Source organism: Pontimicrobium sp. IMCC45349, from assembly GCF_047219225.1.
GTDB lineage: Bacteria > Bacteroidota > Bacteroidia > Flavobacteriales > Flavobacteriaceae > IMCC45349.
Map to the genome: position 1 here is coordinate 2,181,685 of NZ_CP178208.1, position 13,040 is coordinate 2,194,724.

Annotated in this window: 11 protein-coding genes; 5 read left to right on the forward strand and 6 right to left on the reverse strand. The window is 31.7% G+C overall.

What is annotated here, in order from left to right; genetic code table 11:
• Position 1 precedes the first annotated feature (1 nt).
• From ACLII3_RS10175 to ACLII3_RS10195, 5 genes are all read left to right on the forward strand, one after another.
• Positions 2-697 (forward strand): WecB/TagA/CpsF family glycosyltransferase, encoded by a 696-nt coding sequence (locus ACLII3_RS10175; protein WP_412984122.1) that lies wholly within the window; start codon positions 2-4, stop codon positions 695-697.
• 58 nt (positions 698-755) lie between these two features.
• Positions 756-1,844 carry a non-hydrolyzing UDP-N-acetylglucosamine 2-epimerase gene (gene wecB / locus ACLII3_RS10180; RefSeq protein ID WP_412984123.1) on the forward strand — a complete coding sequence of 363 codons (1,089 nt, stop codon included), beginning with the start codon at positions 756-758 and terminating at the stop codon, positions 1,842-1,844.
• Between the two features lie 191 nt (positions 1,845-2,035).
• Entirely contained in the window at positions 2,036-3,172 is a 1,137-nt protein-coding gene (locus ACLII3_RS10185; RefSeq protein WP_412984124.1) for an MraY family glycosyltransferase, read from the forward strand.
• Between the two features lie 82 nt (positions 3,173-3,254).
• Positions 3,255-4,019, forward strand: a complete 765-nt coding sequence (locus tag ACLII3_RS10190) for a polysaccharide biosynthesis/export family protein (protein WP_412984125.1) — start codon at positions 3,255-3,257, stop codon at positions 4,017-4,019.
• A 3-nt stretch (positions 4,020-4,022) separates the two neighbouring features.
• On the forward strand, positions 4,023-6,335 hold the full coding sequence (locus tag ACLII3_RS10195; protein WP_412984126.1) for a GumC family protein: 2,313 nt from the start codon (positions 4,023-4,025) through the stop codon (positions 6,333-6,335).
• A gap of 17 nt (positions 6,336-6,352) precedes the next feature.
• Here the strand turns inward: ACLII3_RS10195 and rpe are convergent, their stop codons facing one another.
• From rpe to fbaA, 6 genes are all read right to left on the reverse strand, one after another.
• Positions 6,353-7,015: a ribulose-phosphate 3-epimerase gene (gene rpe / locus ACLII3_RS10200; protein WP_412984127.1), complete on the reverse strand. Its 663-nt coding sequence runs from the start codon at positions 7,013-7,015 to the stop codon at positions 6,353-6,355.
• Between the two features lie 137 nt (positions 7,016-7,152).
• Positions 7,153-8,016 carry an RNA polymerase sigma factor RpoD/SigA gene (locus ACLII3_RS10205; protein WP_136842664.1) on the reverse strand — a complete coding sequence of 288 codons (864 nt, stop codon included), beginning with the start codon at positions 8,014-8,016 and terminating at the stop codon, positions 7,153-7,155.
• Between the two features lie 145 nt (positions 8,017-8,161).
• The gene (locus tag ACLII3_RS10210) at positions 8,162-10,414 is read right to left on the reverse strand and encodes a polyribonucleotide nucleotidyltransferase (RefSeq protein ID WP_412984128.1); all 2,253 of its coding nucleotides are present in this window, start codon (positions 10,412-10,414) and stop codon (positions 8,162-8,164) included.
• A 188-nt stretch (positions 10,415-10,602) separates the two neighbouring features.
• Complete coding sequence (rpsO, locus tag ACLII3_RS10215) at positions 10,603-10,872, reverse strand: 30S ribosomal protein S15 (protein WP_412984129.1); 270 nt, start codon at positions 10,870-10,872, stop codon at positions 10,603-10,605.
• Between the two features lie 144 nt (positions 10,873-11,016).
• Positions 11,017-11,871, reverse strand: a complete 855-nt coding sequence (gene accD, locus ACLII3_RS10220; RefSeq protein ID WP_412984130.1) for an acetyl-CoA carboxylase, carboxyltransferase subunit beta — start codon at positions 11,869-11,871, stop codon at positions 11,017-11,019.
• Positions 11,872-11,921: 50 nt separating this feature from the next.
• The gene (gene fbaA / locus ACLII3_RS10225; RefSeq protein WP_412984131.1) at positions 11,922-12,989 is read right to left on the reverse strand and encodes a class II fructose-bisphosphate aldolase; all 1,068 of its coding nucleotides are present in this window, start codon (positions 12,987-12,989) and stop codon (positions 11,922-11,924) included.
• Positions 12,990-13,040 lie beyond the last annotated feature (51 nt).

The window sequence follows — 13,040 nt, forward strand, 5'->3', positions numbered from 1 at the left end:
AATGGAGTCACATTTACTAAATGGTGTTAAAACATATGCACCTAGTTCAAGAGAAGAATTAATGGCGTATGCTATTAAAAATCAACAAATATTAGTAGCTGTTAATGCAGAAAAAATATTGCATGCTACAAAGCAAAGTAGAGAGATTATTAATCGTAATTTAGGATATCCAGATGGCGCTGGAGCTGTTTGGGCTTTGAAAAAGAAAGGACTTGATGCTGCTAAAATACCTGGTTGTGAGCTTTGGCTAGATATAGTGTCTCATTATTATAAAACAAAGACTTTTTATTTGGTTGGTGGAAAGCAAGAAATTATTGACCAAACGGTAAAACAGCTAGAAAAGGAGTTTAAAGGAATTAATATTGTTAACTATAGAAATGGTTATATTAAATCAGATCAGGAAAAGAAAGATTTAATAAGTGATATAGTATCTAAAAAGCCTGATGTAATATTTGTAGCCATGGGATCGCCTAAACAAGAACTGTTAATGGAAGAAATTCAAAAGCAGCATAGTGCGGTTTATCAAGGATTAGGAGGGAGCTTTGATGTTTATACAGGAAATGTAAAGCGTGCCCCGCATTGGTGGGTGAAAAATAATTTGGAGTGGACTTATAGGTTACTAAGTCAACCTTCAAGAATAAAGAGACAAATACATTTAGTGCGTTTTTTTATTAATTTACATCTTAATAAGTATTAATATTGCACTCTAATTATTAAAGCATAGCTTAAGTTTAAATCAAAAAATTTAATAACAAATGTATAAAGTTACTATTGTTGCTGGAGCGAGACCAAATTTCATGAAAATTGCACCCATAATTCATGAAATTCATAACGTACAAAAAAAAGGTGCTTTAATAGATTATAGGTTAGTGCATACTGGGCAACATTATGATAAGAAACTATCAGGTAGCTTTTTTGAACAATTACAAATTCCAGAACCACATGTAAATTTAGAATGTGGTGGAGGTACCCAAGCTGAACAAACAGCGAATATTATGGTTAAGTTTGAAAAATATTTGTTAGATAATCCTTGTGACTTGGTTTTAGTAGTAGGTGATGTTACGTCTACAATGGCTTGTGCTGTAGTGGCTCAAAAATTAAAAACTAAGGTGGCACATGTGGAGGCAGGAATAAGATCAAACGATTGGTCCATGCCTGAAGAAATTAATAGGTTGATAACTGATAGTATTACAAATTACTTCTTTACTACGTCTGAACTAGCAAATCAAAACTTAAAGGCTAATGGTATTGATAAGGAAAAAATATTTTTTGTAGGAAATACTATGATCGATACCTTGTTGAAACAAAGACCAAATTTTGTAAAACCACAGGTTTGGAATGATTTAGATTTACAAGAAAAGGAATACTTTGTTATTACCTTACATAGACCTGCAAATGTAGATCATGAAAATAGTTTAAAAGCTATGATGCAAGAAATTATTGCTAATACCCAAGATTTGCCTTTAATTTTTCCTATGCATCCTAGAACAGCAAAAATATTTAATAGCTTAGGTATTGTTCATGAACGATTACATATAGTTGATCCATTAAGCTATTTAGAGTTTAACTATTTGGTAGAAAAAGCTAAGGCAGTAATAACAGACTCAGGCGGCATTACTGAAGAAACAACGATTATGAATGTACCGTGTTTAACCTTACGTGATAATACTGAGCGTCCTGAAACAATAACTTTGGGAACTAATGAATTAGTAGGAACAAATCCAGATAATATGGCACCTTATTTAAATAAGTTATTTAAAGGTGATTGGAAAACTGCTAATGAAATTCCTTTATGGGATGGTAATACAGCGGAACGTATAGTATCAGCAATATTGACCTTTTAAAAGTACGTAATTCTACGTATTGTTTGCAATATCTTTTATTTATAAATTTATAAAAATTAAAAACATAATATCTAAGGTTATTCTATGGTTACAATATGTTTTTTTATTAAAAAAACTTAATTATAAAATAATAGACTATCTTTACATAAATAGTCCCAAGCTATTATATTACAAAACCTAACAATAATGTGATGATTAAAACAATACTTGACAACTTTAATTGTGCAGAGTATATAGAGCCTTTTCTGTTGTGCACTTTTATTTTAGCCTTGATAATTTCTTACAGTTCATTTGCTCCATTAATGTATGTAGCTATAAAAAAACAATTGGTAGATGTGCCAGATAGTAGAAGCGAACATTCCAAGATAGTACCAACATTAGGAGGTGTTAGTGTTTTTATTAGTTTGGTCTTGGTTATGAGTTTAGCTGGCGCTTTGTTGAATTCTAGAATGTTTCTAATTCTAACAGGAGGAACTACTATGTTATTCTTTTTAGGTCTTAAAGACGATTTGATAGTATTGTCTCCAAAAAAGAAGTTTCTAGGGCAATTGTTAGTGTCATTTTTATTAGTGATTATTACAGATACACGATTAATTGGGTTTTCTAATATTTTTAGTGTTGTTGAATTACCTTATGTTGTATCAGTATTATTCACAGTATTTGTGTTTATATTAATAATAAATGCGTATAATCTAATAGATGGTGTCGATGGTTTAGCAGGTTCTGTAGCGCTTTGTGCTGCTATTGTATTTGGAGTATTATTTTATCAAACTGGTAATAATGATGCAGCAACAGTAGCGTTTATATTAGCAGGTGCCTTGATACCTTTTTTAAGAGTTAATTTTTCTAGTAAACGAAAAATGTTCATGGGAGACACAGGCTCAATGATTATTGGGTTTTTATTAGCATTTTTTGCAGTTAGGTTTATAGCAGATTCACAAGTAAATGAAACTTCAATATATTATAATTCTGCCCCTGTAATTAGTATTGCAGTATTATTTTTTCCACTATTAGATACTTTAAGAATATTTATTATTAGGATTTTTGTGCTTAAAACTAGTCCATTTCAAGCAGATAAAAACCATATACATCATCATTTAGTTAAGTTAGGGTTGAATCATAAAAAAACTACAGCAGTTGTAGTGTTGATTAATGCTTTAGTGATAGTTATTGCATTTATGTTAGTTAATATTGAAATACATTTTCAATTAGCACTTTTAATTGTATTAGGAACAATGTTATTTACCTTGCCATTTGCAATAAAGGCTAAAAGAAGGGTAACAATAAAAAAAGTAGTAGCAAAAAAACAGCAACTAGATAGTGTTTAATTAATTACAAGCTTTCAATCATTACTTTTGGGATTGTACGAATTCAAACTATATTTGCACCTAATCCAAAATGCATTCGCGAATGAAAATTAATATACTAGCTTTTATGCTTTGTGCACTAATATTGCAATCTTGTTCTACAGGAAAAGAAATCCTTTATATGCAAGATGCAAGTCAATATAATAATACAAAAATAAATTATACTGATGCTACAATTCAACCGAATGATATTCTAAAAGTTACTATTGGAGCTCTAATTCCTGAAACAGCTATTCCATATAATAAAATAACTGCAAATAGTGTTCAGGCTAATAATGTGGATGTTATGAGGCTTGAAGGGTATTTAGTGTCATCAAATAGCACTATTTCACTGCCTATTTTAGGAGAAGTTTCTATTCTTGGAGAAACCACTGAAACTTTGGAGCTTAAGATTGTTGAAATGTTAGAAAAAGGAGGTCATTTGGTTAATCCATCTGTAATAGTTAGATTAATGAATGCTAAAGTGACTATTTTAGGAGAGGTGAATCAACCAGGAACGTATAGTTTTACTGAAAAAAATATTACATTTTTACAAGCTTTAGGTTTGGCAGGTGATTTAACAATAAAAGGAAAACGAGAAGATATCATGCTTATTCGAGAAGTTGATGGAGTTAGAACTGTATCTCATATAAATATAACGAAATCTGATTGGTTTGATACGGAAGCATATTACATAAAACCAAACGATGTTATTGTTGTTAATCCTAATAATCCAAAAGTAAAATCTGCTGGTTTTATTGGTGATTCCGCAGCAGTATTAACAATAGCCTCTTTAGTTTTAAGTACAGCCATATTATTAACAAGATAGATAATGCAACAAACTAATAATGATGCTTTTTTTGTTGAAAACGAAGAAAGTTTAAATATCAAGCAAGAAATTCAAAAGTACTTAGGTTATTGGCCTTGGTTTGCTGTAAGTTTAGTGGTTTGTGTAATATCAAGTTACTTTTACTTAAAGTATGCTTCAAGAATTTATCAATCAACAGCTAAAGTTAAGATCCTTGATGAAAACGATGGTTTAGAATTACCAACATCTGCATTTGTTTTTAAACGCTCTAATATTAATTTGGAAAATGAAATAGAGATTTTAACATCTTATAGAATTCTTGAAAAAGTAGTAAGGCAGTTAGATTTAACATCAACATTTTATGAAGAAGGTAGAATTCAAACATCTGAGCGTTACAAGCTTCCTTTTGATTATAATTTCACCGTTCCTATAGATAGTATTAAAAAGTCTAGTTATGAACTTTATATTAAAAAGGATATAATAGAAATTGTTGATTCTAAGGATGGAAGTAATATTAAATTTTCTAATCATGACACAAGTATAGAAGAACATAATTTACCGTTTCAAATAAAGTTTCATGATTCTAAAAAGTTAAACAATACAATTGGGAAAAAATATATAATATATACTACTCCAATTAAAAATGCTGTATTAAAGCTTAAGAGGTCTATAGTGGTAAATCCAATTGGTGAACAAAGTGATTTGTTAAGCATTAGTTTAAAAGGTGAGAGTGTTCATAAATCAGAAGAAGTACTCAATACCTTGATAGATGTATTTAATGAGGATGGTATTACAGATAGACAATTAGTGTCTAAACGTACATTAGATTTTATTGATGAAAGATTTTTACTATTAGCTCATGAATTAGATTCTATCGAAATAAATAAAAAAGATTTCAAACAATCTAACAATCTAGTGTATCTTCCAACAGATACTCAATTAAGTCTTGAGCAAAGAACAAAATCTGATGAAGAAGTATTTAGGATTGAAAATCAATTAGAGTTATCGAGTCTTTTAGAAGAAGCTGTAAATGATAGCTCGGAAAGTGGATTATTACCAGCTAATATTGGTTTAGAAAATGGTAATGTAAACAATTTAATTCAAGATTTTAATGCTGCAGTTTTAGAGAAGGAGAAGTTAGTTGGTAGTGCAGGTGAAAACAACCCCTCAGTTCGATTGTTAATGTCTAAAATAAATGATTTAAAGGTTAATATTAATAAGTCTTTAGAGGCTTACAAGAAACAACTAAGATTGTCTTTAAATCAAATTAAAAGGCGTAGTGGTATTTTTAAATCTCAAGTATCTCAAATTCCTGAAAAGGAAAAATTAATGAGAGCTATAAATAGACAACAAAATATTAAAGAAAGTCTTTACCTATTATTATTACAAAAAAGAGAAGAAGCTGCAATAAACTTGGCAGTGACTGAACCTTCAGTTAAGGTAGTTGAATATGCATTGTCTAGTTCTAAACCAATTTCTCCTAAGTCAAATATAGTTTATCTAGGAGCTCTTATGTTAGGGCTGTTGGTACCTTTTGGAGTATTGTATATTGTGTTTATGTTAGATACTAAGTTACATGGGAAAAGTGATATTGAAAAAATGGTATCTGAAATACCTGTAGCTGCCGAAATTCCAAAAATTAAGACTGGAGATAATATTTTTAGAAATCCAAATGATAGATCTGTACTGGCTGAATCTTTTAGGATATTAAGTTCAAATGTAAATTATATATTACCAGCTAGAGATAATGCTAAGGTAATCTTTTGTACTTCAACAATTAAAGGTGAAGGGAAAACTTTTGTTAGCCTTAATCTATCTTTAGCACTATCTAGTTTAAATAAAAGGGTGTTATTGATTGGAGCCGATTTAAGAAATCCGCAAATACATTCATATTTTGATATTGAAAAGAATAAAGCTGGACTTTCTAATTATTTGCATGATGTAGATTTTAACTGGCAAAGTGCTTTAATAAAAGGATTTGAACAACATCCTAATCATGATATATTAATTTCTGGAAGTTTGCCACCTAATCCTGCACATTTATTAACTAATGGACGTTTTGAAACGTTATTAGAGGAAGCAAAAGACATTTACGACTATATAATTGTAGATACAGCACCAACAATTTTAGTTACAGATACTTTGCTTATATCTAAGTTTGCAGATGCTACTATGTATGTTACTAGAGCAGATTTTACAGAAAAGAACCTGATAAATCACTCTATTGATTTACATAAAAAGAACAAGCTTAAAAATATGGCTTATGTTGTTAACTCAGTAGGAGCAAACAAATCATATGGCTATAACTATGGCTATGGTTATGGTTACGGTGAATAAGGAAGTGAAAAGCTAAACTAAGAGTTTGCAATAGCTTTTAGCTCTTTAATGGTTTCTGGTTGATTATCACTTTTAAATACAAAACTACCAGCTACCAATACATCTGCACCAGCATCTGTTAATTGTTTGGCATTTTTAGAAGTAACACCTCCATCAATTTCAATAATGGTTGAAGCACCTTTACGCTCTATTAAGGCTTTAAGCTGTTTTACTTTGTTGTAAGTGTTTTCAATAAAGCTTTGACCACCAAAACCAGGATTTACACTCATGATACATACCATATCTATGTCGTTAATGGTGTCTTCTAATACATTAATATTAGTATGCGGATTTAGGGCAACTCCTGCTTTCATGCCTTCAGCTTTGATAGCTTGAAGCGTACGATGTAAATGTGTAGAAGCTTCGTAGTGTACTGTTAATATATCGCTTCCTAAATCAGCAAAAGTTTTAATGTAACGATCAGGATCAACAATCATTAAATGCACATCAATTGTTTTTGTAGCATGTTGAGAGATAGCTTTAAGTACTGGCATACCAAAAGATATGTTTGGTACAAATACACCATCCATAATATCTATATGAAACCAATCGGCTTCACTTTGGTTTACCATTTCGATATCTCTTTGAAGGTTAGCAAAATCGGCTGCTAATACTGAAGGTGCAATAAGTTTTGATGACATTGTATATAGTTATGTTGTTTGAGCAAAAATAGTATAAAAAAATGAACCCTCGGTAATCAGCCGAGGGTTCTTTCATCAATCAAAAAACGAACAGTTATGTAACTGTTTGTTACGGTTATTTAGTCGTAAATAAATTACTATCCTAAATATGTTTTTAATATTTTACTTCGAGATGTATGTTTTAATCTACGAATAGCTTTTTCTTTAATTTGTCGCACACGCTCACGGGTTAAATCAAATGTTTCTCCAATTTCTTCAAGAGTCATTGGGTGTTGGTTTCCTAAACCAAAATATAAACGAATAACATCTGCTTCACGTGGTGTTAATGTTTCAAGTGCTCGCTCAATCTCTGTACGTAAAGATTCGTGTAATAAATCTTTATCAGGATTTGGAGATTCTCCACTACGTAATACATCGTAAAGGTTAGAATCTTCTCCTTCTACTAAAGGCGCATCCATTGATACGTGACGACCAGAATTTTTCATAGACTCCTTAACATCGTTAATAGTCATGTCTAATTCTTTAGCGATTTCTTCAGCACTTGGAGGGCGCTCATGCGACTGCTCTAAAAATGCATAGGTTTTATTAATCTTGTTAATAGAACCAATTTTATTAAGAGGTAAACGTACAATACGAGATTGCTCTGCTAATGCTTGTAAAATAGATTGCCTAATCCACCAAACAGCATAAGAAATAAATTTAAAACCACGAGTTTCATCAAAACGTTGTGCAGCTTTAATTAATCCTAAATTACCTTCGTTAATTAAATCAGGAAGTGTTAATCCTTGATTTTGGTATTGCTTAGCTACAGATACTACGAAACGTAAGTTAGCTTTTGTCAACTTTTCTAAAGCTATTTGATCACCAGCTTTAATACGTTGTGCTAATTCTACTTCTTCGTCTGCTGTAATTAAGTCAACTTTTCCTATTTCTTGAAGATATTTATCTAGGGAAGCAGTTTCTCTATTAGTAACCTGCTTAGTAATTTTAAGTTGTCTCATGTAAAGTTCTCCTTCTTTTTAAGGGTTTAATAAAAAGTGTCATATAGTTATACGCAAACTTTTATGTAAATGTTACAAAATGATTTAAAAAAAAAAGCACTCAATTAAAAATTAAGTGCTTTTTGATATGATTTATAGAAGGTTATTAATCTTCTTTTTTGTCTTCTCTAGGTTTTCTGTCATCGCGATTTCTGTTATCTCTACGGTTATCACGATTACGATTATTATCTCTACCTTTGTTGTCACGTCCTCTGTTGTTATCTCTTGGAGGTCTAGGTTCCCAACCTTCTGGTTTAGGTAAAATAGCTTTACGAGATACTTTTTCTTTACGTGTTTTTGGGTCTACACCAAAATATTTTACATCAAGAATGTCTCCCATTTTAACCACATCGCTTACGTTGTCTGTACGCTCCCAAGCTAATTCAGATACGTGTAATAATACTTCGTTTCCTGGTGCTTCAGTATATTCTACTACAGCTCCAAAATCTAGCATTTTTACAACTTTTACTTCGTAAACACTTCCTCTTTCTGGCTTAAAAGTCATTGCTTCAATTTTGGCAATAACAGCATCAATACCTTCTTGACTAGTTCCAAGAATTTCAACTACCCCTTGTTCATCAACTTCGTTAATAACAATCGTAGTTTCTGTTTCTTTTTGTAATTCTTGAATATGCTTTCCACCAGGGCCAATAAATGCACCAATTAAATCTCCAGGAATAGTTCTTGTAACCATCTTAGGAGCATGTGCTTTTACATCGGTATTAGGTGTTTCAATAGTATCAGTTAATTTTTTAAGAATGTGTAAACGTCCATCTTTAGCTTGCATTAATGCATTAACTAAGATTTCATAGCTTAATCCTTTTATTTTGATATCCATTTGACAAGCTGTAATACCATCTTCAGTACCAGTTACTTTAAAGTCCATATCACCAAGATGATCTTCATCTCCAAGGATATCTGATAATACTGCATATTTATCGCCATCAGAAATTAATCCCATTGCAATCCCAGAAACAGGTTTCTTTATTTGGACACCAGCATCCATCAAAGCCATTGTACCAGAACAAACTGTCGCCATAGATGACGAACCGTTAGACTCTAATACTTCTGCCACAACTCTTACTGTATAAGGACAATCCTCAGGAACCATTCCTTTTAAAGCGCGTTGTGCTAAGTTTCCGTGTCCAATTTCACGGCGAGAAGTGCCTCTTAAAGGTCTAGCTTCTCCAGTTGAAAAAGGAGGGAAGTTATAATGTAAATAGAATGTTTCTTCACCTTGATAAGTTGGTAAGTCAATCATATTAGCTTCTCTTGAAGTACCAAGAGTTACTGTAGCTAAAGCTTGAGTTTCTCCTCTAGTAAAGATTGATGAACCATGTGTAGATGGTAAATAATCTACTTCACACCAAATTGGTCTAATATCTGTTGTTTTACGACCATCTAAACGAATTCCTTCATTTAAAGTTAAGTTTCTTACAGCCTCTTTTTGTGCTTTTCCAAAGTATTTAGATACTAATCCTCCAACTTCTTCAAGCTCTTCTTCTGTAAATAGTGCTTTTACTTCGTCTTTTACTTCGCTAAAGGCTAAACCGCGTTCTTGCTTAGATGATCCACGTTTTGCAATTTCATAACACTTGTCATAAGCAGCATCGTGTACTTTTTGAGCAATAGCTTCATCTTCAACTTCTGGTTCGTATTCGCGCGTTTCTTTTTTACCAAATGCTTCAGCTAAACGTGTTTGAGCTTCACATTGTACTTTAATAGCTTCGTGAGCAATTTTGATAGCTTCTACCATTTCTTCTTCACTACACTCATCCATTTCTCCTTCTACCATCATTACAGAGTCTGCAGAAGCACCAACCATAATGTCAATATCAGCTCTATCTAGAACTTCTCTACTTGGATTTACTACAAATTCTCCATCTACACGTGCAACACGTACTTCAGAAATTGGAGTTTCAAAAGGAATATCACTCAATTGAATGGCAGCAGAAGCAGCTAAACCAGCTAATGCATCTGGCATCACGTTATCATCATGAGACATTAATTGAATCATTACTTGAGTTTCAGCGTGATAGTCTTTTGGGAATAAAGGACGTAAACAACGGTCTACAAGACGCATTGTTAAAATCTCTTCTGTACTAGGTCTAGCTTCTCTTTTAAAGAAACCTCCAGGATAACGTCCTGCAGCAGCAAACTTTTCTCTGTAGTCTACTGTTAGTGGTAAAAAGTCTACATTAGCAGCATCATAGTTTGATACTACAGTACAAAGTAACATAGCATTACCCATTTGCACTACAACGCTACCATGCGCTTGTTTTGCTAATTTTCCGGTTTCGATAGAAATCTCTCTTCCATCACCAAGGTCTATGACCTCTCTAAAAACTTTTGGAATCATAAATATTTTTTAATTCTAATTAAACATTGGTAGTTGTGTTGTTGTAGTTGTTGTGTGACCAATGAAAAACTATAATTAGCTTCTTCTTAATTTAAATTCTGCTTAAATATAACCAGAAAAATGCTGTAATTTAAACTCTTACAAGGAGTGTTATTAAAACAAAAAAGAGGCTAGAAGCCTCTCTTTTTTTATTTTCTTAATCCTAATTCTTTAACTATCGCACGATATCTCATGATATCTTTCTTCGCTAAGTAATCTAGTAGAGATCTACGCTTACCTACTAATTTTACTAATGAACGCTCCGTGTTAAAATCTTTACGATTTTGCTTTAAGTGCTCAGTTAAGTGATTAATTCTAAAAGTAAATAATGCAATTTGTCCTTCTGCTGAACCAGTGTTCTTTGCATCTTTACCATGTTTTTTAAAGATGTCTTCTTTAATTTCTTTTGTTAAATACATTCCAATATTGTTTTAAATGATTTTTATGTACTGAAAAGCGATTTTCGCTTTCAAGCGGCAAATATAGTAAAAATTAAAGATATACAATAGTTATTATGGGTAACTTATATAAAAAAAAGCGAGTTCTTTAGCTCGCTTTAATTTTTATCTTAAAGGTTGATTTAAAACCAAATCTATATATTGGTTTACCTTGTCTTTTAAGTTTTTTCTATGAGATATAAAATCTAAGAATCCGTGTTCTAATAAAAACTCAGATGTTTGAAAACCTTCTGGCAATTCTTTTCCTGTAGTATCTCTTACAACACGAGGACCAGCAAACCCAATTAAAGCCCCTGGTTCACTTATGTTAATATCTCCAAGCATTGCAAACGAAGCCGTTGTACCACCTGTAGTTGGATCTGTACATAAAGAAATGTAAGGAATTTTAGCTTCAGCTAATTGTGCTAATTTAGCAGATGTTTTTGCTAACTGCATTAATGATAATGCTGCTTCCATCATTCTTGCACCACCAGATTTAGATATAATCATGAAAGGAATGTTGTTTTTTAATGAATAATCTGCAGCACGTGCAATTTTTTCACCAACAACACTTCCCATTGACCCTCCAATAAAACTAAAGTCCATGCAGGCTACTACTAAATCATTTCCTTTAGATTTACCTACAGCAGTTCTAACCGCATCTTTCAATTTGGTTTTTTCTTTTGCAGCTTTTAATCTGTCTGGATATTTTTTAGTGTCAACAAACTTTAAAGGATCTTTAGATTCTAGTTTGGTGTCTAATTCTTTGTATTTATTATCATCAAAAAGAATTTCAAAATATTCATTACTGCCAATTCTTACATGATAACCATCTTCTGGACTTACATAAAAATTCTTTTCTAATTCTTCTGTATCAATTACTTTTCCTGTAGGAGACTTATACCAAAGTCCTTTAGGAGTATCTCTTTTTGCTTCAGTAGGAGTTTGAATTCCTTTATCTTTTCTTTTAAACCAAGCCATAATTTGCTTATCTAAATTTAAGTTAGTTAGAATGCAAAACTACGTAAATTTTATAATGTATTTACATTATTTAAATCTTCGAAAGCTTTCTTTAATCTATTTATGAATGCAATTTCTGCTTCACGCATCCATTTTCTTGGGTCGTAGTACTTTTTGTTTGGTACATCATCGCCTTCAGGATTACCTATTTGCGATTGTAAATATGCTTCATTTGATTTAAAATATTCACGTATTCCTGTCATAAATGCATATTGCATATCTGTGTCAATATTCATTTTAATAACACCATAACCAATAGCTTCTCTAATTTCTTCAACTGTAGAGCCAGAACCACCATGGAATACAAAATCGATATGATTAGTACCAACATTGTATTTCTCAGAAATATATTCTTGAGAGTTCTTTAAAATTTTTGGTGTTAGTTTTACATTTCCTGGTTTGTAAACACCATGTACATTTCCAAATGCAGCAGCAATTGTAAATTGGTCACTTATTTTACTTAATTCCTCGTATGCATAAGCAACTTCTTCTGGTTGTGTGTAAAGTTTTGAAACATCTACGTCACTGTTATCTACACCATCTTCTTCACCACCAGTAATACCTAATTCAATTTCTAATGTCATTCCCATTTTTGACATTCTAGTTAGGTATTGTTTGCAAATTTCAATATTCTCTTCTAAAGGTTCTTCAGATAAGTCAATCATATGTGAGCTATATAATGGCTTTCCTGTTTCTTTAAAATGTTGCTCACTTGCATCTAATAAACCATCTATCCAAGGTAAAAGTTTTTTTGCACAATGATCTGTATGTAAAATAACAGGAACACCATATTCAATTGCTAATTGGTGTACATGTTTTGCACCAGCAATAGAACCAGCAATAGCTGATTTTTGATCTTCATTTGACAGCCCTTTTCCAGCATTAAATTGTGCACCTCCATTTGAAAATTGAATAATTACAGGAGCGTTTAAGTCTCTAGCAGTTTCTAAAACACCATTTATAGAATTTGAACCAACAACATTAACAGCTGGTAATGCAAATCCTTTTTCTTTTGCTAGTTTAAAAATCTCTTGAACTTCTCTTCCTGTAGCTACTCCAGCTTTAATATTATGACTCATTATAATTGAATTTTATTTAGTTGTATGATGAGTTCAAAAGTAATCAATTTT

Excerpts from the sequence above, each read along its gene's own strand:
- ACLII3_RS10185 (WP_412984124.1), top strand. The coding sequence starts at position 2,036 with ATGATTAAAACAATACTTGACAACTTTAATTGTGCAGAGTATATAGAG.
- accD (WP_412984130.1), bottom strand. The coding sequence starts at position 11,871 with ATGGCTTGGTTTAAAAGAAAAGATAAAGGAATTCAAACTCCTACTGAA.
- fbaA (WP_412984131.1), bottom strand. The coding sequence starts at position 12,989 with ATGAGTCATAATATTAAAGCTGGAGTAGCTACAGGAAGAGAAGTTCAA.
- ACLII3_RS10190 (WP_412984125.1), top strand. The coding sequence starts at position 3,255 with ATGAAAATTAATATACTAGCTTTTATGCTTTGTGCACTAATATTGCAA.
- ACLII3_RS10175 (WP_412984122.1), top strand. The coding sequence starts at position 2 with ATGGAGTCACATTTACTAAATGGTGTTAAAACATATGCACCTAGTTCA.
- rpsO (WP_412984129.1), bottom strand. The coding sequence starts at position 10,872 with ATGTATTTAACAAAAGAAATTAAAGAAGACATCTTTAAAAAACATGGT.
- ACLII3_RS10205 (WP_136842664.1), bottom strand. The coding sequence starts at position 8,016 with ATGAGACAACTTAAAATTACTAAGCAGGTTACTAATAGAGAAACTGCT.
- wecB (WP_412984123.1), top strand. The coding sequence starts at position 756 with ATGTATAAAGTTACTATTGTTGCTGGAGCGAGACCAAATTTCATGAAA.
- ACLII3_RS10195 (WP_412984126.1), top strand. The coding sequence starts at position 4,023 with ATGCAACAAACTAATAATGATGCTTTTTTTGTTGAAAACGAAGAAAGT.
- rpe (WP_412984127.1), bottom strand. The coding sequence starts at position 7,015 with ATGTCATCAAAACTTATTGCACCTTCAGTATTAGCAGCCGATTTTGCT.
- ACLII3_RS10210 (WP_412984128.1), bottom strand. The coding sequence starts at position 10,414 with ATGATTCCAAAAGTTTTTAGAGAGGTCATAGACCTTGGTGATGGAAGA.